The following is a 24,827-nucleotide window of genomic DNA, read 5'->3' as shown; positions in this document are numbered from 1 at the left end:
GCTTGACGCAGACGACTGTGGTCCAATGCGCGCGAATCGCATGTGGTGCGATCCGTATCGGGTCGCGTGTCCGGTTTTATCCGGCTTTGGTTTCGTCCAAATAACAGATTTATCGATAGGAGGCCCATCAGATGTCGCTCGTAAACGAGACTCCGCAGTGGAAAGCGCTTCAAGCCCATTGGGAGGCCATGAAGACGGTGCGCATGCAGGACCTCTTCGCCGACGATCCTGGACGGGCCAAGGCCATGACCATGGAGGTCGCCGGGCTGCGCCTCGATTACTCGAAGAACCTCGTCACCCAGGAGACGCTCGACCGACTGGTCGAACTCGCCGAGGCGGTGGATCTCCAGGGTTGGATCCGGCGTATGTTCGAGGGCGAGTCGATCAATAACACCGAGGGGCGCGCCGTGCTGCATATCGCGCTGCGCAATCGCTCCAACCGTTCGATCCTGGTCGACGGCGAAGATGTGATGCCCGAGATCAATCGGGTGCTTGCGCGCATGGAGTCCTTCGTCGGGCGCGTGCGCTCGGGCGACTGGAGAGGCTACACGGGCGAGCGCATCACCGACGTCGTCAACATCGGTATCGGCGGGTCCAACCTGGGGCCAAAGATGATCTGCGCCGCGCTCGCCCCCTATCAGAGCGAGAATCTGCGGGTGCATTTCGTCTCCAACGTCGATGGCACCCATCTGGTTGAAACCGTCCGTCCGCTGGATCCGGCAACGACGCTCTTCATCGTCGCCTCCAAGACCTTCACGACCCAGGAGACTATGACCAATGCCGCCAGCGCACGCGACTGGCTGCTGACCGCGCTCGGTGACCAGGCAGCCGTCGCCCGGCACTTCGTCGCGGTCTCGACCAACGCCGAGAAGGTCGCGGCCTTCGGTATCGATACCGCCAACATGTTCGGCTTCTGGGACTGGGTCGGTGGGCGCTATTCGCTTTGGTCGGCGATCGGACTGCCGATCGCCCTTGCTGTCGGGTTCGATCGTTTTCTCGAACTGCTCGACGGCGCCCATGCCATGGACGAACACTTCCGCTCGGCCGATCTGCGCGAGAACATGCCGGCCCTCATGGGCCTGATCGGGCTCTGGTACGCCAACTTCGCCGGCGCCCGCACCCATGCCGTGCTGCCCTACGATCAGTCGCTACGCTTCCTGCCGGCCTATCTGCAGCAGGGCGACATGGAGAGCAACGGCAAGGGCGTGACCCGAGAGGGCGTTGCGGTCGACTACAGCACCGGACCCGTGGTTTGGGGTGAGCCTGGCACCGACGGTCAGCACGCCTTCTACCAGCTCATCCATCAGGGCACCCAGATGATCCCGGCCGATTTCATCGGGGCCATCCACAGCCACAACGAGCTGGGCGACCATCATCCCAAGTTCATGGCCAACTTCTTTGCCCAGACCGAGGCCCTGATGCGCGGGCGCACCCATGACGAGGCCCAGGCCGAGATGCTGGGCTCCGGCATGACCGAAGAAAAGGCGCGTCTTCTCGCACCCCATCGCACCTTCCCCGGCAACCGTCCGACCAACAGCATCCTCATGGACAGCCTGACGCCCCAGACGCTCGGCGCCCTGGTCGCGTTCTACGAGCATCGCATCTTCACCCAGGGCATCGTCTGGGGCATCAACTCGTTTGACCAATGGGGCGTGGAGCTGGGGAAGAAACTGGCCAACGTCATTCTCGACGAGATCAAGAAAGGCAAGGTGACAGCCGATCACGACCCTTCGACACGCGCACTGTTGGACTATTTCATCCAGCATCGCGGCGCCTGAAGGCTTCACGCCGGAATGGGATCGGATCCTGGTCCCATGATGTCTGTCCTGCCGCATGACGCGTCCGGTTGCCAACCGCCCCTATGCAGCGACTGGGCGCTACACTTCCCGCTGGCCGCTGGCCGCTGGCCGCTGGCCGCTGGCCGCTGGCCGCACTCTAAATTCTCTATATGGCCCTATTGATGACCTGTTCGATCGAAGCCCTTGATGCCCTGACCCTCGACGAGCGACGCATTCTGCACGTCCTGTCCGTGGTCTATGAGCCCATCAACCAGACGACCCTGCAGACGATCCTGCGACGGCTCGCGTGGCGCGATCAGAAGGGGCAGTTCTTATCGATGCAGGTGGCCAAGCCGCTGCGCGAGCGTCTCCTCGACGCGGGGGTTCTCGACCGTGCGCGCCAAGGTCTGATCTGCGCCCCGTCTCTGGTGGAGATTCTGACCCGCGAGACGGTGCGCGAGGGCACCTTCGAAAAGATCCGTGAGGCGGGCGAGGCCGAGGTGAGCAGCCGGCCGCGCAATTCCTGGGAGTCCCCGGATACCTACCGGGTGACGCGGCGGCTGCGCAATGCGCTCTATGGCGGCAACGAGCCCGAGGTGCGGCGGCTGTTGGGGCTGGAGGGTAGGGGGGCGGAGCGGCCGGTTTCCTATCCTGAGGTCCAGGAGTTGGTCAAGATATGCCTCCGCTCGCCGGACGCGGACTGGCTTGAGGGTTTGCCGCCGTCGCTGCGGATCTTGGCGTTCGCTCCCAAGCTGTTGGACGAGGCCTATGCACTGGCCTTGGATCCCGACTTCGACGCCCTCGCGCTCGGTATGCTGACACCCTTGGCGCAAGAGCATGTCGATGCGGCCCTGGCGCTCGCCGAGCGCCATCTCTTGTGCGGCGAGTTGGGTCAGGCTGGGAGCATCCTGTCCGATCGGGTCGTTCCCCAGGCATTGCCCCTGATCGGGTGGCTCCATTTCGTGCAAGGCCGGCAGGACGAGGCGCTCGGAGTTTTCGACCTCTATCTGTCGACGTTGAAGCGTCAAACACGCAAGCGCAATCTTCATGTTCGCGGCTTGCCTGGCATTTTCTATCTGCTCGCGCTGCTGCGCCGGGGTGCGCCGGGTGATATCGACACGGTGAAGCGTCAGGCCGAGATCGCTGCGCGCAGCCAGCCGCCAGAGATCTTCGGTGCGGTCTTTCGGATTCTCGACAGTCTCGCCGATGTGCTGGGCGGGCGAGTGCGGTTTCAGGACACGATTTGGTTGACGCGCGATTTGCAGCGGCTGGGTCCACTCGATGTGCTCTTCCAATCGCTCGCTCGGCATTGGTTGGGCGAATGTCCTCGCGAGGAGGCGCTGGATGCGCTGGCCGGTCATTGTCGAGCCGCCATCAAGGCGGGGGTGCATTGGTACGCCTGGGAGTGTGCGGATCTGATGACCGCCCTGGACCGAAAGCCCCTGTCGGACGGCTTACTGCCGCGTCCTGCGGGGCTGTCTACGCTCGCCGGTCTGATCTCGCCCAAGTCGACTTGGGAGATCGCGCTGGATGCGCTGAAGGGCCTGGGCGCTGGAGGGGGCAACTCAGAGGCCAAGGGGGATGCGCAGCACGCATCCGATCGGCGCATGTGCTGGGTCCTGAATCGCTATGGCTGCCGTGCCACCCTGGAGCCGCGCGAGCAGAAACGCACCAAGCGCGGCGGCTGGACCCAGGGGCGTCCGGTGGCGCTGCAGCGATTGGCCGAATCGCGCGAGGAGTTCGACTACCTCACGGAGGAGGATCGGCGCATCCTCTCGGGCATGACCAAGGCGCGCGAGGACGGCTGGTACAGCTACGGACGTGTCTATTACAGCCTGGATTCGGACGGAGCGCTGCTCGGTGCCGTGGGGCATCCTCGGCTCTTTCGGCCCGGCGTCATGGACAAGCCGATCGAGCTGGTGGCGGCTGGGCCTGCGCTGGAGGTGCTCGAGCGCGAGCGCGATCTGCTGCTGCGCATCGCTCCATTTCCACCCGAGGGGTCGAATCTGCTGCTTCAGGACGAGGCGGGCCAGCGTCTGAGGCTGATCCAGTTCGACGCCTCGCATCGGCGTATCGGTGAGATCCTGGGATCGGATGGACTCGCCGTTCCCCATGCCGGCAAGGAGAAGGTTCTGGAGGGCATCGCCGCGATCGCCCCGCTGCTCACGGTCCATTCGGCCATCGGTGGAACCGAGCATCTGGCCGAGACTCAGGAGGCCGACGGTCTGCCGCGCGTGCATCTGAATCCCCTCGACGAGGGCCTGACGCTCGAACTCTTCATGCATCCGCTGGGTGACGACGGACCGCGCATGGCGCCGGGTCAGGGCATGGCCACGCTCTTCGCCGAGATCGACGGTCGCTCGGTTCAGACCACCCGCGATCTGGTCGGCGAGCGCCGCGTGGCCAAACGGGTGCGCGACGCCTGTCCGATCCTTGCCGGACACAGCGGCTGGACCTGGACCCTGGAGGATCCCGAGGAGGCGCTCTCCGCGCTGGAGCAGTTGCATGCGCTTGGCGATGCCGTCGCCCTGCGATGGCCAGAGGGTAAGCGTATCGGTCTCACCTCCGAGCTGTCCCCGTCGAGCATGCGTGTCGGCGTGACCAAACAACGCGATTGGCTCGGGCTGGATGGCGAGCTGGATCTCGACGACGGGCGCGTGCTGAACATGCAGCAGCTCCTGGAGCTGGTCCAGGAGTCTCCGGGGCGTTTCGTGCGGCTCGGCGAGCGCGAGTTCATGGTGTTGAGTGACGCCTTGCGCCGTCGTTTGGAGAATCTCGCCGGGCTGACCGACAAGGACGGGCGCTTCCATCCGCTGGCGGCGGGCGTCATCGACGAAAACCTGGACGGGATGTCGGTCAAGAAGAACGCCCATTGGCAGGCGACCCTAAAACGACTGGCCGAGGTCCGGGACCTAGAGCCGAGCCTGCCCTCGACCCTCCAGGCCGAGCTGCGCGACTATCAGGTCGAGGGATTTCGCTGGCTGGCGCGTCTGGCCCACTGGGGCGCCGGCGCCTGTCTGGCCGACGACATGGGGCTTGGCAAGACGCTGCAGGCCCTGGCGCTGGTGCTCTCGCGCGCGACTGAGGGGCCGACCCTGGTGCTGGCGCCCATGTCGGTCTGCTCCAACTGGATCTCCGAGGCCCACCGTTTCGCGCCGACCCTGAACCCCAAGCGCTTCGGCGACGGCGACCGCGAGCAGATGTTGGAGTCGGCCGGTCCCTTCGATCTTATCGTCTGCAGCTACGGGTTGGTGCAGACCGAGGGCGAGCGGCTCGCCGGGCTGCGTTGGGCCACCATCGTCGCCGACGAGGCCCAGGTGTTCAAGAACGCCATGACCAAGCGTTCGCAGGCGATCATGAAGCTCGAGGCCGGATTCCGTCTGATCACCACAGGTACGCCGATCGAGAACCATCTGGGCGAACTCTGGAACCTGTTCCGGTTCATCAATCCAGGGCTGCTCGGCTCGCTCGAAACCTTCAACCGGCGTTTCGCTACCCCCATCGAGCAGCATCAGGATTCGGGTGCGCGCCAGCGGCTGCGTCAGCTGTTGCGTCCCTTCATCTTGCGCCGGCTCAAGAGCGAGGTGCTGACCGAGCTGCCGCCGCGCACCGAGATCGCTATCGAGCTGGAGCTGGGACAGGCCGAGGCCGCGCTCTACGAGGCGGTGCGTCGCGAGGCCATCGAGCGGCTCGAAACCGAGGAAGCCAATCCGGGGCAGAAGCGCATGCAGCTGCTTGCCGAGATCATGCGTTTGCGCCGGGTCTGCTGCCATCCCAAGCTGGTCCTGCCCGATAGCGAGCTGTCGAGCGCGAAGCTCGACGCCTTCGGCGAGATCCTCGACGACCTGCTCGACAACCGCCACAAGGCGCTGGTGTTCAGCCAGTTCGTCGACCATCTCTCCATCATTCGCGCCTATCTCGATGCGCGCGGGATCAGCTATCAGTACCTCGACGGCTCCACGCCCGAGAACAAGCGCAAGGCCGCCGTCGCTGCCTTTCAGGCCGGCGAGGGCGACCTCTTCCTCATCAGCCTTCGAGCCGGCGGCTCAGGTCTCAACCTGACCGCCGCCGACTACGTCATCCACATGGATCCCTGGTGGAACCCGGCGGTCGAGGACCAAGCCAGCGATCGCGCCCACCGCATCGGCCAGGAGCGTCCGGTGACCATCTACCGTCTGGTGACCAAGGGCACCATCGAGGAAAAGATCCTCGCCTTGCACGCCTCCAAGCGCGACCTTGCCGACGGACTGCTGGAGGGCACGGGGGACGGCGGTCGACTCAGCTATGATGAGATGCTGTCGCTGATTCGGGATCATGCGCTCTGATCCAGGATTGGATGCCTGATGGTTTAACTTGGCGATGCCCCCCGCCGCGGCTATAGTCCCCGCCCTTGAGCCCGATCAAGAGGTGGAGATGAGCGCGGACAGAGCGGCTAAGCCCGATGCGACGACCTGGAATCGCCATGAGGCGTTGTTCCTCGACCGACTGAAAACCTCGCTCGACCTGGAGGATTTCACCGAATACAACGCCCGGCGCGAGAGTCCGGGGAAGCGAATCTGGAGCCGAGCGCGGGTCTATCAGGGCGAGAAGCTCGACCGTGTGATGGTGAGTCAGTATTCGCTCAAACCTGGGCGTGTCGGCTTGGTGATCTTCGCCTTTCCACGGATCGAGTTCGACATCCCCGCCTTTCTGCTGCACGTCGGCGGTATGCCACCCGAGCGAACGTTGCTGACGCTGGATCTGGCACCCAGCTCCTCGGGGATGGATCTGAGCCCCTTCTGCTCCGTCGCCGAGCACCATCGGTCCGCGCTGGATCTTCCCGATACCCCGCTCGAATGGCTGAGTGCGGTCTCTTCTCCCTATATGCTGCACTGCGCCTTCAAGCCGCTCGATCCTGAGGGCTTTTTCGCCGCCTATCAGGCGGTTGTCGAGACCTGGGTGAAGAGCTACATCGAGCCGGTTGGGCGCGACTCAGATCCGGTCTCGGTCGAGTCGCGTCGCGAGACCATCCTGGAACTCAAGAAGGAGATCTTCCGCAACGACCCCGCCTTTCCGGTCTTTACCCGCGCCTTTGGCGAGACCATGTCCAACGTCTTGGCCGAGGCGGCCTTCGGCGGCGATCCGGGGCTCTCGATCGCCGAGGCGATCGAACCGCCGCCGCCGCCAGGAAGCTGGTTCAACAAAAAGCTCGGGATCGGCTGGAACGCCGATGCGCAGGATCGGGTTCACGAGGCGCCGGTGTTCATCCGTCCCATGATCCGCCGCATCATCGAGAAAGAGGCGTCGAAAGAGGGTATGTCACTGGTCACGGTCGATCTGGTCGTGCGCTGCGAAAAGAAATACCGAGGCGGCGTCGACGGGTGAAACGGGCGCCCGTCGCCCGGATGGAGCGGGAGCGCAATCCGGGGAATGCCGACGAGCTGCGGTCATTCTAGGTTTCGCTATGCTCCACCCAGGCTACGGGGCGTTGGTCGCGTTCTCAGGAATCTCCAGGCGTTTGGGCCAGGCGGTGATGATGGATTGGACCAGGGTCGCCAAGGGAATGGCGAAGAAGACGCCCCAGAATCCCCAGAGCCCGCCGAATACCAGGATGGCGACGATGATGGCGACCGGGTGTAGGTTGACGACCTCCGAGAAGAGCACCGGCACCAGCACGTTGCCGTCCAGCGCCTGGATGATGCCGTAGGCGAAGGTCAGCCAGGCGAATTCGCTCGACCAGCCCCATTGGAACCAGGCGACGATGAGGATCGGAAAGGTCACGACGGCGGCGCCGATGTAGGGGATGATGACCGAGAGCCCGACCAGTAGGGATAGCAACATGGCGTACTTGAGTCCGAAGGCCGAGAAGGTCGCGTAGCTCACCCCCCAGACGATCAGGATCTCCCACGCCTTGCCGCGCACATAGTTGGAGATCTGACGATCCACGTCCTTCCAGACGTCGCCCGCGATCCCGTGGTGCCGAGGCAGCCGATTGCGGAACCAGTCGAGAATCAACCCCTTGTCCTTCATGAAGAAGAAGACCAGTAAGGGCATCAGGATCAGATAGATCATGATGGTGATGACACCCACCACGCTCGACAGCGACCAGGACAGTACCTGCTGGCCGAAAGAGACCACCTCGGAGCGTAGCGAGGCGATGAGCTCGTCGAGCTGGGCCTGGGTGACCAGCTCGGGATAGCGCGCGGGTAGATCCATCAGGACCTGGGTCCCGTCCGAGATCATGTTGGGAAGCTGCTGGACCAGGTCGGTGATCTGGCGCGATACCAGCGGCATGACCCCTAGCAGCACCAGGGCCACGAACAGCAGAAAGAGGATGTAGACCAGCAGGACGCTCGGCAGCCGGGGTAGGCCGCGCCGTTCGAGCTGGACAACCAGCCCTTCGAGCAGATAGGCGATGACGATGCTCGCCAGGACCGGGGCGAGCATGTGTCCCATGGTCAGGACGACGGCAAAGACGAACAGGAGCAGCATCGCCAGGAAGACGATCTGCGGGTCAGCGAGATTGCGCTGCAACCAGTGTGAGACGATATTCATGGCGGCTGATGCTTGAGGCGTGTCGGTATAGGCCTTCAGGCCGAGAATTTGGAGCGGTATTCCTGGTAGTGACGGGCGAACAGCGCCTCCAGGTCGTCGATGACCTCGGTCGCGCCGCGACCCTGCAGCAGATGCGCGGACATGAGGGCCGATGTTTCGTTGAGTAGCCGCTCGCGCTCTAGCATATCGTAGCTCTGGGAGAGTCGCTTGATGGCGCCGATCACGGTTTCGTCGTCGGGCCGAGTCGTGGGTTTCGGCTCGCGCGGGACCGTTTCGGTCGGCTCGGTCCGGTCTCGCTGGACCAAGAACTCCGCAAAGGCGAGCAGGCTGTCCCGGTCTGAGGGCGAGAGTGCACGGAAGAGTTTGGAAAGGCGGCGTTCGTCGGCAGATCCGCGTTGCTGGGTCAACATGCTTCTGGGGTCCAGGCTGGCTGTGTTTCGGGCTCTGGCGTGGGTGTCGGACGGCGCGCTGCGCCGATCAGCGGTTCGCGCATTGGTCGCGGCAATAGTCGCGGGCGAATTCCAACAGTTCCTCCATCACGCGCAGTCGGAACTTCTGTTTCTGGTGAACGAATGAAAAGGGACGGTTGAGCGGTGGGTCGAGTCGCAGCGCCACCAGGGTGCCCAGCTTGATTTCCTTCCGAATGGTCGTTCCTGAGACCACCGAGACGCCCATTCCCGCCTCGACCGCGCCCTTGATCGCCTCCGGACTGCCGAGCTCCATCGCGATATTGAGCGTCGCGCTACAGTCATGCTGGATCTGCAGGTAATCGACGATCACCTCGCGCGTGCCGGAGCCCTCCTCGCGGCAGATGAAGGGGTACCGAAGCAGTTGAGTCAGATCGACCGTCTCCTGGTCGGCGAGCGGGTGCCCGGGCGGCGCGATGGCGAACAACTGATCCTGCTTGCAGACCTCGACCACCAGATTCTTGTTGCTCACCGGCGCCTCGACCAGGCCAAGGTCGATGGTGTTGTTCTCCACCATGGAGACGATCCCCTCGGTATTGGCGACCTTGAGGTGGATGACGATGTCCGGGTAGCGTTCCTTGAAGTCGCCCAGCAGTGGCGGCAGCATATATTCGGCGATGGTGGTGCTGGCCCCCATGGTCAGGGCGCCGCTGACCGCGCCGGTGATCTCGCGTACCGCGTTTTCCATCTCGGCATAGAGCTCGAAGATGCGTTCGGCGTAGGCGAAGACGGCGCGTCCGGCCTCAGTCAGGCTGATGCGGTTGTGTGTGCGATCGAACAGGCGGGTGTTGAAATGATCTTCCAGCTGGCGGACCTGGAAGGTCACGGCCGGCTGGGTCATGTGCAGTGTCTCGGCGGCCTTGGTGAAGCTCAGCAGCCGCGCGACCGTGTGAAATACCTGAAGTCTGCGATCGGCCATCCAAATACCACTCGAAATTCAGATACCCAAATAGAATCCGCTTATATCACAGCCAGGGCGATTCCAGATAGTTTCGGCTGCGGACGCGATCCGAGCGTGTGCGTTACGGGCCTGATGGATTCCGGATGCCTGTCACTTTTCACATACATGACAAAAAACCGCAACAAAGTATGGAATTGGCGGGAGGCTTCGCATACAGTGCTTCGCGGCCGAAAACCCTCACAAGGAGCGAGAGATGGCGATCTTCCAAGGCTTCACCACTGCCGCCAGGGAGGTCCGCGAGAGCCCAGTCTGATGTTGCGCTGCAGCAACCGGTCATGATGCTGCGGTGAGCGCATGGCGTTGAGGATGAGGGTGGTTTTCCGAGGCCGTGAGACCGGACCCATAACTCAATTATCCTTATCGAAGGAAACGCCTCATGCTCAACAACAGGATTACCTATTCCATCGCCTGCGTGCTCGCTGCGGGAGCGCTTGGCGCCCAAGAGTCGGCCAATGCGGCTGGATTCTTGCTGCCAGAGGCCTCGGTCGTCGGCTTGAGCACCGCGAACGCGGTGGTCGCCAACACCGAGGAAGTGGGTGCCATCGCCTACAACCCTGCCATCATGGCCTTTCAGGACGGCTCCAGCATCTCGGCCGGCACCATCCTCATCGGCCCCAGCTTCAGCGTCAAGACGGCGAGCGGCAATCATGACAGCCAGGGCGCCGATTGGCTGTCCTCGGCGCAGCTCCAGGCGGTGCTGCGGGTCAACGACCGCTGGAGCCTCGGCTTCGGCGTCACCGCGCCTTTCGGGCTTGAAACGCGCTGGGAGGACGGAACCTTTCCCGCCGTCAGCGGGACGCGCAGACTGCCCGTACCGCCGCAGCTCGATCCGGATGTCCCGCTCGGCCATCCGACCTCCAGCAAGCTGGAGATTCTGGATTTCTCTCCGACCGCGAGCTATCGCGTCAACGACCAATTCGCCGTTTCCGCCGGACTCGACGTCTATTGGGCGAAGAGTGCCCAGCTGAGTTCCACCGTTGGCAAGCTGAGCGGGGACGGTACCGGTGTTGGTTTCAACCTGAGCGCTATCTACCGCGAGGGTCCCTGGAGTCTGGGTGCCTCCTATCGTTCTGCGGCGACCGTGTCGCTCGATGGTGATTTCGAGCCCAAGAGCGCGACCCTGGTGGCGCTCAATCGCCTGTCTCGCGGACAGTCGGCCGAATTGGACGTCGATCTGCCTTGGCGCTTGCAGGTGGGCGCCCGCTACGCCTTCAATTCGCGTCTGGCCGTGGAGTTCGACATCACCCGCACCGGTTGGAGCGAGTTCAACGACCTGAAGGCGACGGCAAAGAACGCGGGGCAGGTGATCTTCAGCGACGCGAACGATTGGGACGACGCCAACGCCTATCGCATCGGCGCGACCTATCAGCTCAGCGACAAGACCCAGCTGCGTTTCGGGTATGCCTATGACGAAACCGGGCAGGGCGACAGCCACTTCAGCGCCCGCGTGCCGGACAACGATCGCCACCTCTTCAGCGTCGGCGTTGCCCAGTCGCTCGGCAACGGTTTCCAGCTTGAGGCCGGCTACATGTACGTGCTCGCCGATCAACGCAAGTACCGCAGCAGTACCCCCTATGCCGGCGTGGATCTGAATGGAACCACGGCGCTCAATGGCGACTATGAAATGGATGCTCACCTGATCGGTCTGGAGATCGTCAAGACCTTCTGATCGGCGATCGACATTCCCTTCTGTTCCCTCGGCTACGGGCGTGGCTCGTAGCCGGGGTGGAGCAGCACGAAACCCGGGAGTGCCTTCACTCCTGAGGTCCACGTACTTGCTTACCGGCGGCTTCGCGCCGCTAGAATGTCTGCTTTCCGATTCCGCTCCGGTCCCACGCCATGTTGATGGATTCTTTGCGGTTGGCCTTCAAGACGGTCTTCGTAGCGTCCCTGGTGGTCATCGCCTTTCTCGCCTTCGCCGAGTTCGATGAGTCGCCCGGCTTGAGCTACGACAAGGCCAACCATCTGCTTGCTTTCCTGGTGCTGGCCGGGCTGGCGGAGCTCGCCTGGCCCGCGCCGGCCTTGGTCGGGCTGCGGCTGGCTGGCTTGGTCCTCTTCGGCCTCGCGATCGAGCTGGTTCAGGCGGCACTGCCCTATCGCGAGGCATCCGGCTGGGATTTACTCGCCGACCTGCTGGGCCTCGCCCTCTATCTGATCCTTCGACGGCTGACCCGTCCGCTGGCGAGTCGTCTGTTCGGCTGACCCCTTCCATCTTGCGACGCGGGGAGGGGCTGCTTTCCCCGTTGCGATCCGTCCGTTAGACTCCGCGCCCATCTATAGGCCTTCGGCGTCCATGGCGGGATTGCAGATGAAACAGCCTCTCGGTGTCCTTTTCGCTACTTTTCTCTGTTTTGCGGCCTCCCTGGCGACCCTGTTCTCGGCAGGCGTACTGGCGGCAAGTTGCCAGTTGCCCGAGCATCCGCGGATCGGTCTGGTTCTGAGCGGTGGCGGGGCGAAGGGATCGGCCCATATCGGGGTGCTCAAGGTGCTGGAGGAGGAGCGGATCCCGATTCATGCCATTGCCGGCACCAGCATGGGGTCCCTGGTCGGAGGCGCCTATTCCGCCGGTCTGTCGGCGCAGGAGCTGGACCGCCGTGTGACCCAGGTCGACTGGAGCGATCTCTTCGACGACGATCCGCCGCGCAAGGATTGGCCCGAGCGTCGCAAGGAGTCCTCTGCCGTTGCGAAGTGGAACTTCTCGCTCGGTGTCCATGACGGTCAGGTACGCCTGCCCACGGGCGCCATCTCCGGGCAGAAGGTGCAGCTTTTCTTCAACGATCTGGTCAAGGGCGTGGAGACCACGTTCGATTTCGACCGTCTGCCAATCCCCTTTCGGGCCGTCGCCACCAATCTCGAAAACGGTGAGATGAAGGTCTTTGACCAAGGTCCTTTGCCGGTCGCCATGCGGGCGAGCATGGCGGTGCCCGGTGTGTTTGCGCCCATGGAATGGCAGGATCACATCTACGTGGATGGCGGGCTGGTGCGCAATCTGCCCGTGGACGTGGCCCGGTCCATGGGGGTCGATGTCATCATCGCGGTCAATCTCGGTTCCGGCTATCTGCCCCGCGACAAATTGGGCTCCATCTTCGGGGTCACGGGGCAGATGATCGCCATCCTGACCGAGCAGAACGTCAAGGTCTCGCTCGGCGAGCTGCGCAAGGGGTGCGATCTTCTGATCCTGCCCGATCTGGGCGACATCTCGTCGAGCGATTTCAATCGTGCCAAAGAGGCCATCGCGACCGGCGAGGTTGCGGCTTCCAAGGTCCGTCGCGAGCTGCGTCGATTCAGTCTGAGCAAGGCCGAGTACGCGGCCTGGAAGGCCGAGCGCTTCGGCCCTGGCGATCCGGTTCGGCGGGTCGGCGACGTTCGGATCGCGGGACTGACACGCGTCAATTCAGCGGTGTTCGATGAGCTGGTCGAGTCGCAAGAGCATCAGCCGCTCGAACGCGAGCAATTGGTCGATGACATTCAGTCGCTCTACGGGCGAGGCGACTTCGAGCGTATCAGCTACCGATTCCAACCGCAGCGTGACGGCTCGGACCTGCTGATCGTGGATGCCGTCGAGAAGGCTTGGGGGCCTGGATATATCGGATTAGGGCTCGGCTTCTCGAACGACAATCTGGGCGACAGCCGGTTCGGTTTACGCGCCACCTATGATCAAACCTGGATCAATCGATTGGGTGCCGAGTGGAGTAATGCCCTGACGGTCGGCAATGCGCCCAGACTCTACTCCGAGTTCTATCAGCCGTTGAGTCTCGACCGTGCGCTGTTCGTTGCGCCCTACGTCGATGTCGGCACGAGCCCGGAAAGCGTTTTCATCGGCGATCAGCGCGTTGCGCGCTACGATCTGACACGGCTGCGCCTCGGGGCGGACCTGGGCACGAACATCGCCGACATCGAGGCGCGGGTCGGCCTCTATTACGGCCAGTCTGAAATGAATTTGGATACCGGGTCGACCGAGCTACCGGAAGGGCGGAGCACCGATTCCGGTCTGCGTGCCAGGCTGCTCTATGACACGTTGGATAGCGTGGCCGCGCCGCGCTCCGGTTTGCGGGTCTCATTGGAAACCCTGAGTCCGCTCAAGGCGATGGGGGCGGATGTCGACTATACCCGGGCATTTCTCAAGGCAACGGCGGCGCACAGCTTCGGTGCCAATACCATGGCCGGAACCCTGAAGGCGGGAACCAGCTTCGGTGCCGAGATGCTCTATCAGGATCAGTTTCCGCTCGGAGGGTTCCTGCAGCTCTCCGGCTACGCCAACGACCAGTTTCGCGGCAACGACATGGCCTTCGCCGGGCTGGCCTTCTATCGCCAGATCGCCTCTCTGCCCCCGCCGCTCGGACGCGGACTCTATCTCGGCGCCTCGCTGGAGGCCGGGTGGGTCGACGACGGGGTCCTACAGAGCCAGAGCCAGAGGCGCGATGCCGACATCACCCTCAACGACGGGGAAACGCGCTATGGCGGAAGTTTCTTCTTCGGATCCGATACCTGGCTGGGGCCTGCCTATCTCGGAGTCGGGCTGTCCGGGGAGGGCGACAGCACCATCTATGTCCTGATCGGCAACCACTGATCGGAAGCGGGGCGCGCCGGTCTCAGCTCTTGCGCAGATAGCAGGCCTTGAGCATGAAGCTGCCGGCGTCGGTCTTGCAATCCACCTCGTGATCGCCGCCGACGAGCCGGATCTTCTTGATCTTGGTCCCGACCTTCAGCGTGGTCGAGCTGCCCTTGACCTTCAGATCCTTGATCAGGACCACCGAATCGCCGTCCGCCAGCAGGTTGCCGTTGGCGTCGCGCACCGCGCCGTCCGTCTCGGCGGCATCGGTCGTTTCGTCCGGGGACCATTCGTGGGCGCAGTCCGGGCAGACGTAGAGCGTGCCGTCGGAATAGGTGTTTTCGCTGGCGCAGAGCGGGCAGGGCGGAAAATCGGACATGGAATCATCCTGGTACGGGTTGGAAGGCGCAGCACGGTAGAGGTTCGACGCCGATTTGGCAACCGTGCGCCCCGTTTCGAGACCGAATCAGTGCTGTGCAGGCTCGGCGACCTTGATCATCACCGCGTTGCGCCGCAAGAACCAGGGCGTGAAGGACGGGGTGTAGCGGGCATCGTGGGGTACGCCGATCGGCGACCAGATAGTGGGCGTATTGCCGTAGCTCGAAATCCGGTTAGCTTTGGACCTGCGTGCAGTGAGGTTCTGCCACCGCCATCGCCAATGTCCCCAATGAGAGCAGCATGCCGACCACAGCCAATCGCCAAATCGGTCTTAGCCATATCCGCATTCCGCGCCGCCTGTGTGCTCGGATGTTTGTTTCCATTCCTCGACTCGGCGTATCGTTTGGAGACGCGTACCTCCGCTTCGTGTTTTTTGCTCCCATCTGATCGGCGTCCATCATGACCAATATCTTCCTCGGTGTTCAGCCTATCTTCGATCGCGAACGTCAAGTGGTCGCCTACGAGCTTCTGTTCCGTAGTAGCGGAACCGGAGGTTTCGAAGGCAGCGGCGTGGACGGAGATTGCGCGACCTCTCAGGTGATTCTCAATGCCTTCGCCGACATTGGCGTCGATCAGCTTGGGCGCGATAAGCAGCTCTACATCAACCTCACGGCGGGGATGTTGGCGAGCGATGTCATTCAGACCCTGCCGCCCGACCGTGTGGTGCTGGAGATTCTCGAAAGCGTGCAGGTGACCCCCGAATTGATCGAGTCCGTCCAGCGCTTGGTTGACAAGGGATTCACGATTGCGCTTGACGATTTCATGTTCCAGTCGAGCTGGGAGCCGCTGCTTCGAATCTGTCACATCGTCAAGCTCGATGTGCTGGGGGACGACGAGGACGCGATGCGCGTCAAGTACGAGTCCGTTGCCAGGCGCGGCGGTCTCAAGTTGCTGGCCGAGAAGGTTGAGAACCGCATCCAGTTCGTTCAGTGTCTCAACATGGGGTTCGATCTGTTCCAGGGCTATTACCTGGCCCGGCCGCGCGTCATGGAGGGGAAAAGACCGCCGGCCGACAAGATTCGCGTGATGCGGCTCCTAGCCGAGTTGCAGGACAACGATCTCAGCCTGCAGGAGGTGGAGCGTCTCATCGCCCAGGATGTTGCGCTCAGCTACCGACTGCTGCGTTTCCTCAGCGGCGCGTCGATCTCGCAGGGACGCACCATTCACAACCTGATGCAGGCGATTTCCCTGGTTGGATTGCGGACCATCCGTCAATGGGCGGCCCTCGTGGCCCTGGGAACGCTGACGACCCAGACCCCCTATTCCATCACCCGATCCCTGGCCTATGCCCGTTTTTGTCAGATCGTCGGAGAGCGCAACCTGCCGCGCGAGAAGGACGCCCTGTTCACTGTGGGGCTCTTCTCCAACCTTGACGAGATTTTAGAGGTTCCGCTCGGCGAGGCGCTCGCCTCGCTGCCACTGGATGAGGCCATTAAGGCTGCGATCCTGTCGCATGAGGGATTGCTGGGCCAGGTGCTGGCAAGCGCCGCGCGCTTCGAGGGTTGGGATGCGTCCGGTCCGATACTGCCCACACTGGGCTTGAGCGGTGAGGTGCTCTCCACCTACTTCCTAGAGGCGTTCGCCTGGGCTCAGGGCGTTCAGGCTCAATTGGCGGCACCCCTGTCGAAGGCATGACGGGGCGATGGCGTTCCGTTCCCGCATATCTCGGCGACACATTCCTGTGCCGCCGAATCGTGCGTTTCACGCATGCTTGACACGAAGCGCTGTTCGATGGGGCTGGTGCCATGCGCGTTCGAGCGGTACCTGAATAGGTGGTCGTGGCTCAGGCGGAGATGTTCAGTGCGAGCTTGGGGTTGTCGATGACCTTCTGAAGCCCGAGCCCCTTCTCGGCATTGATCAAAATCGGACCCGTGATATTGGCGTGCAGTCCGGGGTTGTCCGGAGACGGCGTTTCCGGCTTCCACACGATCAGCAGCACCAGGATCTGCTCCGGGTGCTCCGCTTGCAGCAAGGCCTCTTCCTCATCGGTCAGTTGCAGCTCGTAGTTCAACGAATAGAGGGTCGGTTCGACCAGGGTGAAGATGGCGTCGGGAGATGTGCAAGACTGCAACCGATAGACTCGACCCGCCTCGATGTCCGAGTAAGTGAGTCGATACTGAGTGTGGTCCTCGAATCCCGGGATCCCATTGGGAAAGGTCAATTCCTCGGGTGCTTCGGCGGCAATGCGTTCTTCATCGGCCATGATGCATTCCTTTTCAGTGAGTTGGGGTGCGCCCGCGGACGTTCGCACAGACGGAAGTGGTGGGCAAGGGGCGTCTTTGCTCCGTGGGCGCTTAGCGTGGCAAGTTGCCGCCGGCAACGGGCGTCTCGTGTATGCGTTCCTTGATGATAGTGCTGGATACGCCTCGCGTGTAGGGCAGCCAGACGCAGCGGATCCCCCTCGCGGCCAATGCGGGTTCCAGATCGCGCCATCGTGGCGAGCCTGCCCACTCCTCGCTGACGAACATAACCTGCACGCCCCAGGCCGCGATCCAGTCGGCGGCGGGCGTGGTGTCCGCGAGTGCGCCATCGAACAGGTCGGCCTCATCGACGCATGCCAGGCCGCGAATCAATTCGAGGCGCTCCCCGCCCGGAATGACCGGCGTTGCCGCCTTGCTGTGCCAGGCCGTCGCTGCCGTCGCGATCCCTACCTTGAGCCGATCGCAACGCGATCTGGCTGTTTGCAGGAATCGCAGATGACCGACGTGCAGCAGGTCGTAGACGCCAATGGTGCCGCCGACCAGGCTGTACGTTGAAGCTCCCGGCAAGACGCTACAGATGAACAGATGAACAGATGAACAGATGAACAGATGAACAGATGAACAGATGAGGTAGAGCTTGACCAACAGATGTCAGGGCTCTACCGTGCGCCGGAAGGGTTGTGCAGAACCACTCCAGATCGCTGTCAAAAAATCTGAGCCCCACAGGCGCTGGCCTAGCACCCCCTCAGACTGTCGAATCCTCAACCTAGTATTCAGGAACGAATCGGTGACCCTCGGCGTTTGAACCACAGAGGTTGCTGCGGTGACTCCTGCTTCGACCGCCTCTGCAGATGATGCCTAGAACTCCCGCGATTGCGATCGTCGAAGACGACGAAGACCTGCGATTCAATGTCGAACTCTATCTGCGAAACCTCGGCTATCAGATCTGGGGAGTGGGATCCGCCGAGGCATTTTATCGGCAACTGGTCACGCAGCCCGTGAATCTGGTGATCGTGGATATAGGGTTGCCCGGCGAAGACGGCTTCCAGCTGACGGAATATCTCGCCAGTGCAAGGCGTTACGGCTTGGTGATCGTGACAGGACGAACGGCCGTCGAGGATCGTGTCCGCGGGCTCACGCTGGGCGCCGATATCTATCTCACCAAACCCGTCGAACTCGCCGAGCTCGAGGCCAGCATCCGCGCCGTACTGCGGCGGCTGAAACCGGAACTCGAGGTTCGACGCAACGATCGTTCGTTGCCGCCATGGAGCCTGAATCTACAGGGCTGCCAGCTGAGATCCCCCAGCGGTTCCAGCGTCGAGCTCACGGCGCGCGAAACCGAATTGCTCGCCTATCTCATGCAGCGTCCCGGCGAGGTCATCGACAAGAGCGAATTGCTGCTCGAATTGACGGGTTCGATCAATCTCGAGGACTTTCATCGCATCGAGTCGATGCTCTACCGCATGCGCAAAAAGGTCGAAAAATGCTTGGGATGCAGCCTCCCAGTCCGATCTGTGTTCGGCCGCGGTCTCTCCTTCATCGGGACCGTGTCGATCCAAACCCACTGAATCATCGAGCCCGTCCGGGCAGTGGCAACCCCCTTGTTCGAAAACACCGATTCGATGCCTTGGATGCCCACTGCGTCCACGTGGGCATGGGCTTTTTTACTCATCGTGAAGAATTGTGAAAATTTGCGAATGGCGGAAAGCCGGCAGCCCGATCATGATTTCAGCTGGCCCCCGACGATGCCCCAATGCGCCTTGCGCCGATACAGCCACAGTGCACACCGAGACTGATCGACAAGCCAAGGCCCTCTTGGCCGCAGGCAGCCAAGCCCGCCGAGGTGGTGATATCACCACCGCGATCGGACATTTTCGCGCAGCCCTGGAACTGCAGCCGGATCGACTCGCGCCCTATAACAATCTCGCAAACGCCCTTCAGGAGACAGGCGATCTCGAAGGCGCCCTGGCGCTCTATCGCAAGGCGCTGGAGCTGGCGCCCGATCACGCCGTGCTCCACTGCAATCTCGGCGGACTGTGGCAACTCAAGGGCGACTCGACTCGTGCGCTCGCCGCCTACCGGCATGCCATCGCCCTGCAGCCGGACCTCTATCTCGGCCACTACAACCTCGCCAAGATTCTAACGGCCGAGGACCGGTTTGGCTCGGCGGAAGCCGCCTATCGCGAGGCCCTGCGCCTGAAGCCCGATCAGGCCGGGATCCACCTCGACTGCGGCCAGCTCTACCACCGCTACGGCTTCGTGCCTAAGGCGATTGAACGCTACCGCGCGGCCTTGCGCCTGGCGCCCTCGGCACGAGCCTACAACGCCCTGGGGGCAGCGCTGCAAGATTGGGGCAACGTGCGTCTCGCCCGCGCGAGCTACCGCCGTGCGCTGAAACTCGAGCCGGGATTCGAACTGCCCAAGTACAACCTGGCCCAGCTGCACGACAACCAAGGCGAGCTGCAGGCGGCGCGCATCTATTACGAACAGGCGCTGGCGTCCACCCCGGAGAACATCAAGCTGCGCTACCACCTCGAAATGGTGCGCCGCAAGCAGGCCGACTGGAGCGATGCCGAAACGCGCCTGGAAACACTCTCGGTGGCCACCGAGCGCTATCTGGAGCGGGACGGCGACGACGAGGGGCCGCCATTGCTCGGCGCGCTCGCCTTCGCGCTGCCTCCGTCCCGGTATCGGGCGCTGGCGGAGCGGATATCGGCCCAGCTGAGCCGGCAAGCGCGGGCCCTGGCGGACCCATTCGAGGCGCCACCCGAGCCGGGACCGGACCCCTTGCGGATCGGCTATCTCTCGCCCGATTTCCGCTGCCATGCCGTCGGTACCCTCATCGCCGGACTCTTCGAGCATCATCGGCGGTCGGATGTCGAGATCCATGCCTATAGCCTGACCCCGGTGCGTGACGAGTGGACCGAGCGCGTGCGTGCCGGCTGCGACCATTTTTCCGATGTTTCGCTCAAATCGCCGCTGGAGATCGCCCGCCGCATCCATGGCGACGGGATCCACATCCTGGTGGATCTGGCCGGGTACACGACCCATTCGCGGCCCCTGGTGCTGGCCCTGCGGCCCGCGCCGGTGCAGATCCAGTTTCTGGGCTATCCGGGCACCCTGGGGGCCGACTACGTCACCCACATCATCGCCGACCGCCACCTCATCCCTCCCGAGCACGAGCCGTTTTATCGCGAGCGGATCGTCCGACTGCCCAACGCTTGGGCAAGCGCCCCCCCGTCCGTCGCCGAGCCGGCCGGGGACCGGGCGGCCTGCGGATTGCCCGAGTCCGCTATGGTCTACTGCTGCCTGAACGGGATCTACAAGATCGAGTCTGGGGTGTTCGCCCTGTGGATGCGCATCCTCGAGCGGGTGCCCGAGAGCGTGCTCTGGCTGCTGGACGGCGGCGAGAGCGGCAGCAACGCCCGGCTGAGAGAGGCCGCGCGGACGGCCGGGATCGATCCGGACCGTCTGATCTTCGCCCCCAAGCGTGCGCATGCCGAGTATCTGGCGCATTACCGGCTCGCCGATCTCTTTCTCGACACCCTGGTCTACAACGCCGGGGCCACCGCCGTCGGCGCCCTGGCCGCCGGCCTGCCGGTGCTCACCTGTCCCGGCGGTCACTATGCCGCGCGCATGGGGGCGAGCCTGAGCCATGCCGTCGGACTCCCGGAGCTGGTCTGCGCCTCGCCCGAGGACTATGTCGAGCAGGCGGTCGCCCTCGGGCGCGACCCGACGCGCCGGGCCGAGCTCAAGCGCCGTCTGGCCGCGCAGCTGGACAGCGCGCCCCTGTTCGATCCGGGCGCATTCGTCGCCGAACTGGAGGCGGCCTATCGCCGACTCTGGGAAGAATACCTTTTCACCACCGCTGGACATTCGGGGGCCGTAGACGCATGAGCGCACCCAGACTCGAAATCCAGACCTCCCCCGGTCTCTGGAACTGGCTCGCCGAACACAACGTCAGCCTTGCGCTGACCACCTATCAGAGCAACCGCCTGATCCTCATCGGTCGCAGCGCCGAAGGCGAGCGCCTGGCGCTACAAGAGCGGCTGTTCGACAAGCCGATGGGATTGTGCCTGCATGAAGACCGCCTCACGCTGAGCACCCGCTACCAACTCTGGGAACTGGCCAACCGGCTGCCCCCGGGCCATACCCATGAAGGCGGAGACCGGCTCTATGTGCCCAGTCGGAGCTGGATCACCGGCGATCTGAACGTCCATGAACTGGCCATCGACCGCAATGGGCGGCTGCTGTTCGTCAACACCGATTTCAGCTGCCTGGCCACGCTGGACCCCGAGCACAGCTTCGCGCCGCTCTGGCGGCCGCCGTTCATCAAGACATTGGTCGCCGAAGACCGCTGCCATCTCAACGGCCTGGCGTTGCAGGATGGCGTACCGACCTGGATGAGCGCCTGCAGCCGCACCGATACCGCCGCCGGGTGGCGCCATCACCGCCACGACGGCGGTATCGTGCTGAATATTCCGGAGAACGCCATCGTCGCCACCGGGCTGTCGATGCCCCACTCGCCGCGCTGGTATCGCGAGCGGCTCTGGCTGCTGAACTCCGGCAGCGGCGAGCTCGGCTATCTCGACGGCGAGCGTTTCGTGCCGGTCGCCTATGGCCCCGGCTTCGCGCGCGGGCTGGACTTCGTCGGCGATTTTGCCCTGATCGGCCTGTCGCAGTTGCGTTCGGCGAGCTTCGGCGGTCTGGCACTGGAGCGGCGTCTGGCCGCCGATGGCAGACAGGCCCAATGCGGGCTCCTGGTGGTCGACCTCAACACCGGCGCGGTCGTGCACTGGTTGCGCTTCGCGACCCTCATCGAAGAACTGTTCGACCTGATCGTGCTGCCCGGGATACGCCAGCCGCGCGCCCTGGGCCTGCAGGACGACGCCATCGAGCGCCTGGTCAGCTTCCCCGGCAGCGACGGTCTGGTCATCACCAAGCCCACCGCCGCACGCCCGGCACGCGGACCGGCCGCTCCGGTGGCGGGATTGCCGCGCCTCGATCCGAACACCGTCAAATATCAGCGCGTCTATCACCTCACACCGGAAAACCTCAAACGCTACGACGCACTGACCACGCCCCGCCTGAGCCAGCGCTGGGCCAGCCAACCCCAGCGCGGCGAGCTGATCGGCCTCTCGGCCGCGCTCGACGGGACCATGATCGGTTTCGCCGTGGCCGAGCAGTGGCAAACACCCGACGGCGAGCTCCGCGCCGAACTGCTCTCGCTCCACGTCAGCTCCATCTATCGCCGCCTCGGAATCGCCGAGCGCCTGCGTCATGAACTGCAACGGGTCACCGCAGCGCCGCTTGCGCTAAGCCCGCCACCCGACGATCAACCCAGTCCTGAGGAAATCGCGCCATGAGTAGCCCGACTATCCAGATCACCCCTAGCAACGGCAAGATCAGTGTCACCGAGGGTGGCGCGACCGGCAGCTACACCCTGGTGCTCGACACCGTGCCCACGTCCGATGTCATCATCACCCTCGACACCACCAACGATCAGGTCTCGGTCGATACGCCCACGCTGACCTTCACCAACGCCAACTGGAACACCCCGCAGACCGTCACCGTCAGCGCCGTCGACGACACGGTCGGCGAAGGCCCGCACTTCGGCGTCATCGCACACAGCGTCACCAGCGCGGACGCGGCTTACAATGGACTGAACATCGATCCCGTCTCGATCCAGATCGCCGACGACGATCTGCCGAGTGGCGACCCGACCTTCCAGCCCCCGCTGACCAATCCCTTCGAACTGAGCGATGTGGGCTCCTATGCCAGCCCGACCTTGGCCGACCTCGACGCCGACGGCGATCTCGATGTCCTGGTCGGCGCAGGTGATGGCACCCTCTACTATTTCGAGAACACCGGCACTGCCAGCTCCGCAGCCTTCGCCAGCGCCCAGACCAACCCCTTCAGCTTCAGCGACGTGGGCTTCAATCCCGCCCCGACCTTCGCCGACCTCGACGGCGACGGCGATCTCGATGCCCTGGTCGGCGAATACCGGGGCAGCACCTCCCACCTCAACTACTTCGAGAACACCGGCAGCGCCAGCTCGGCGGCCTTCGCCAGCGCCCAGAGCGATCCCTTCGGCCTGACCAATGTTGGCGCTCCCACTCCGACCTTGGCCGACCTCGACGACGACGGCGATCTCGATGCCCTGGTCGGCGATCTCCATGGCCACCTCAACTACTTCGAGAACACCGGCAGCCCCAGCAGCGCCGCCTTCGCCAGCGCCCAGAAGTATCTCTTCGGCCTGACCAGTGTTGACGACTCTGCCACTCCGATCTTTGCCGACCTCGACGGCGACGGCGATCTCGATGTCCTGGTCGGCGAACGTCGCGGCGAGCTCAAATACTTCGAGAACACCGGCAGCGCCAGCTCCGCAGCCTTCGCCAGCGTCCAGGAAAACCCCTTCGGCCTCAGCGACGTGGGCAGCCGTTCCGACCCGACCTTTGCCGACCTCGACGGCGACGGCGATCTCGATGCGCTCATCGGTAACAAAGATGGCAACATCCTGGTCTTCCTCAACGCCCCCCCGCCGGGGGTGACACTGACCCCCAGTGGCGGTTCCACGCGCGTCACCGAAGGCGGCGCGACCGACAGCTACACCTTGGTGCTCGACAGCCAGCCCACGGCCGATGTCGTCATCACCCTCGACACCACCAACGACCAAGTCTCGGTCGATACGCCCACGCTGACCTTCACCAACGCCAACTGGGACAAACCGCAGACCGTCACCGTCACCGCCGTCGACGACTCCGTCGGCGAAGGGCCGCACTTCGGCGTCATCGCCCACAGCGTCAGCAGCACGGACACGGCTTACGATGGCCTGACCATCGATCGCGTCTCGATCCAGATCGCCGACGACGATCTGCCGAGCGGCGATCCGACCTTCCAGCCCCCGCTGACCAATCCCTTCGGCCTCAGCGCTGTGAAGAACCTCGCCACCCCGACCTTCGCCGACCTCGACGCCGACGGCGATCTCGATGCCCTGGTCGGCGAATACGATGGCACCCTCAACTACTTCGAGAACACCGGCAACGCCAGCAGCGCCGCCTTCGCCAGTGCCCAGACCGATCCCTTCGGATTGAGCGATGTGGGTTCCAGCGCCAGGCCGACCTTGGCCGACCTCGACGGCGACGGCGATCTCGATGCGCTCATCGGTAATTACGATGGCCACAACCTCTATTTCGAGAACACCGGCAGCACGAGCAGCGCCGCCTTCGCCAGTGCCCAGACCGATCCCTTCGGATTGAGCGATGTGGGTTCCAGAGCTTCTCCGACCTTGGCCGACCTCGACGGCGACGGCGATCTCGATGCGCTCATCGGTAATAACTATGGCCACAGCCTCTACTTCGAGAACACCGGCAACGCCAGCAGCGCCGCCTTCGCCAACGCCCAGACCGATCCCTTCGGACTGAGCGACGTGGGTTCCTACGCCACCCCGACCTTGGCCGACCTCGACGGCGACGGCGATCTCGATGCGCTCATCGGTAATAAAGATGGCAACAGCCTCTACTTCGAGAACACCGGCAGCACCAGCAGCGCGGCCTTCGCTACCAGCGCCCAGACCGATCCCTTCGAACTGAGCTATGCGGGTCACGTCGCCACTCCGACCTTGGCCGACCTCGACGGTGACGGCGATCTCGATGCGCTCATCGGTGAGTTCTCTGGCAACACCTTCTACTTCGAGAATGGCCCATCCAACAGCGCCCCGAGCATCACTTCCGCGACCTACGACTCCAGTACCAATGTCCTCTCGGTGATCGCCGCCGACATCACCAGCGGTGACACCATTGACGTCTCCAAACTCACCCTCACCGGCGAGGGCGGCCAGACATATACGCTGACCTCCGACAACGTCACCGCCAGCAGCGACACCGCCTTCTCGGT

17 protein-coding genes are annotated in these 24,827 nt (G+C 63.5%); 11 read left to right on the top strand and 6 right to left on the bottom strand.

What is annotated here, in order from left to right; translation table 11 throughout:
- The first annotated feature begins 131 nt into the window (after positions 1-131).
- From pgi to THIDRDRAFT_RS03505, 3 genes are all read left to right on the top strand, one after another.
- Positions 132-1,778, top strand: a complete 1,647-nt coding sequence (gene pgi, locus THIDRDRAFT_RS03515; RefSeq protein ID WP_007039426.1) for a glucose-6-phosphate isomerase — start codon at positions 132-134, stop codon at positions 1,776-1,778.
- 170 nt (positions 1,779-1,948) lie between these two features.
- On the top strand, positions 1,949-6,103 hold the full coding sequence (locus THIDRDRAFT_RS03510) for a DEAD/DEAH box helicase (protein ID WP_245535774.1): 4,155 nt from the start codon (positions 1,949-1,951) through the stop codon (positions 6,101-6,103).
- A gap of 88 nt (positions 6,104-6,191) precedes the next feature.
- Positions 6,192-7,142, top strand: coding sequence for a PCP reductase family protein (locus THIDRDRAFT_RS03505; protein ID WP_007039424.1), 951 nt, complete (start codon positions 6,192-6,194; stop codon positions 7,140-7,142).
- Positions 7,143-7,235: 93 nt separating this feature from the next.
- Here THIDRDRAFT_RS03505 and THIDRDRAFT_RS03500 read toward each other — a convergent pair whose 3' ends face one another.
- From THIDRDRAFT_RS03500 to THIDRDRAFT_RS03490, 3 genes are all read right to left on the bottom strand, one after another.
- The gene (locus THIDRDRAFT_RS03500) at positions 7,236-8,312 is read right to left on the bottom strand and encodes an AI-2E family transporter (RefSeq protein WP_007039423.1); all 1,077 of its coding nucleotides are present in this window, start codon (positions 8,310-8,312) and stop codon (positions 7,236-7,238) included.
- A 35-nt stretch (positions 8,313-8,347) separates the two neighbouring features.
- Positions 8,348-8,722 carry a hypothetical protein gene (locus tag THIDRDRAFT_RS03495; RefSeq protein ID WP_007039422.1) on the bottom strand — a complete coding sequence of 125 codons (375 nt, stop codon included), beginning with the start codon at positions 8,720-8,722 and terminating at the stop codon, positions 8,348-8,350.
- 67 nt (positions 8,723-8,789) lie between these two features.
- Entirely contained in the window at positions 8,790-9,698 is a 909-nt protein-coding gene (locus tag THIDRDRAFT_RS03490; RefSeq protein WP_007039421.1) for a LysR family transcriptional regulator, read from the bottom strand.
- Between the two features lie 418 nt (positions 9,699-10,116).
- On the opposite strand from THIDRDRAFT_RS03490, the gene THIDRDRAFT_RS03485 reads away from it, so the two are divergent.
- The 3 genes from THIDRDRAFT_RS03485 (at position 10,117) to THIDRDRAFT_RS03475 (ending at position 14,310) form a co-directional block, all read left to right on the top strand.
- Positions 10,117-11,409 carry an OmpP1/FadL family transporter gene (locus tag THIDRDRAFT_RS03485; protein ID WP_007039420.1) on the top strand — a complete coding sequence of 431 codons (1,293 nt, stop codon included), beginning with the start codon at positions 10,117-10,119 and terminating at the stop codon, positions 11,407-11,409.
- A gap of 170 nt (positions 11,410-11,579) precedes the next feature.
- Complete coding sequence (locus tag THIDRDRAFT_RS03480) at positions 11,580-11,942, top strand: VanZ family protein (protein WP_007039419.1); 363 nt, start codon at positions 11,580-11,582, stop codon at positions 11,940-11,942.
- A gap of 106 nt (positions 11,943-12,048) precedes the next feature.
- A complete protein-coding gene (locus THIDRDRAFT_RS03475) occupies positions 12,049-14,310 on the top strand; it encodes a patatin-like phospholipase family protein (protein WP_007039418.1) in 2,262 nt (753 codons plus the stop codon).
- A 22-nt stretch (positions 14,311-14,332) separates the two neighbouring features.
- Here the strand turns inward: THIDRDRAFT_RS03475 and THIDRDRAFT_RS03470 are convergent, their stop codons facing one another.
- Positions 14,333-14,671 carry a zinc ribbon domain-containing protein YjdM gene (locus tag THIDRDRAFT_RS03470; RefSeq protein WP_007039417.1) on the bottom strand — a complete coding sequence of 113 codons (339 nt, stop codon included), beginning with the start codon at positions 14,669-14,671 and terminating at the stop codon, positions 14,333-14,335.
- A 458-nt stretch (positions 14,672-15,129) separates the two neighbouring features.
- On the opposite strand from THIDRDRAFT_RS03470, the gene THIDRDRAFT_RS03465 reads away from it, so the two are divergent.
- Positions 15,130-16,365: an EAL and HDOD domain-containing protein gene (locus THIDRDRAFT_RS03465; protein WP_007039416.1), complete on the top strand. Its 1,236-nt coding sequence runs from the start codon at positions 15,130-15,132 to the stop codon at positions 16,363-16,365.
- Between the two features lie 148 nt (positions 16,366-16,513).
- Here the strand turns inward: THIDRDRAFT_RS03465 and fliW are convergent, their stop codons facing one another.
- Together fliW and THIDRDRAFT_RS03455 are read right to left on the bottom strand one after the other, a co-directional pair.
- Positions 16,514-16,933 (bottom strand): flagellar assembly protein FliW, encoded by a 420-nt coding sequence (fliW, locus tag THIDRDRAFT_RS03460; RefSeq protein WP_007039415.1) that lies wholly within the window; start codon positions 16,931-16,933, stop codon positions 16,514-16,516.
- Positions 16,934-17,024: 91 nt separating this feature from the next.
- Positions 17,025-17,576, bottom strand: coding sequence for an FAD synthase family protein (locus tag THIDRDRAFT_RS03455; protein ID WP_007039414.1), 552 nt, complete (start codon positions 17,574-17,576; stop codon positions 17,025-17,027).
- 209 nt (positions 17,577-17,785) lie between these two features.
- Here THIDRDRAFT_RS03455 and THIDRDRAFT_RS03450 point away from each other — a divergent pair, with 209 nt between their 5' ends.
- The 4 genes from THIDRDRAFT_RS03450 to THIDRDRAFT_RS03435 all read left to right on the top strand — a co-directional run.
- Positions 17,786-18,499, top strand: a complete 714-nt coding sequence (locus THIDRDRAFT_RS03450; RefSeq protein ID WP_040843863.1) for a response regulator transcription factor — start codon at positions 17,786-17,788, stop codon at positions 18,497-18,499.
- A 211-nt stretch (positions 18,500-18,710) separates the two neighbouring features.
- Positions 18,711-20,828 (top strand): O-linked N-acetylglucosamine transferase, SPINDLY family protein, encoded by a 2,118-nt coding sequence (locus THIDRDRAFT_RS03445; protein ID WP_216725613.1) that lies wholly within the window; start codon positions 18,711-18,713, stop codon positions 20,826-20,828.
- Positions 20,825-22,297, top strand: coding sequence for a TIGR03032 family protein (locus tag THIDRDRAFT_RS03440; protein WP_007039411.1), 1,473 nt, complete (start codon positions 20,825-20,827; stop codon positions 22,295-22,297). Before THIDRDRAFT_RS03445 ends, THIDRDRAFT_RS03440 begins: the two co-directional genes overlap by 4 nt.
- Positions 22,294-24,827 (top strand): FG-GAP-like repeat-containing protein (locus THIDRDRAFT_RS03435; protein WP_007039410.1); only part of this gene is annotated, 2,534 nt, incomplete at its 3' end. The genes THIDRDRAFT_RS03440 and THIDRDRAFT_RS03435, both read left to right, overlap by 4 nt.

It is taken from the genome of Thiorhodococcus drewsii AZ1, assembly GCF_000224065.1.
In the GTDB taxonomy this organism is placed as follows: domain Bacteria; phylum Pseudomonadota; class Gammaproteobacteria; order Chromatiales; family Chromatiaceae; genus Imhoffiella; species Imhoffiella drewsii.
Note: the sequence above shows the minus strand (reverse complement) of the source record. Positions and strands in the feature narration are given on the sequence as shown.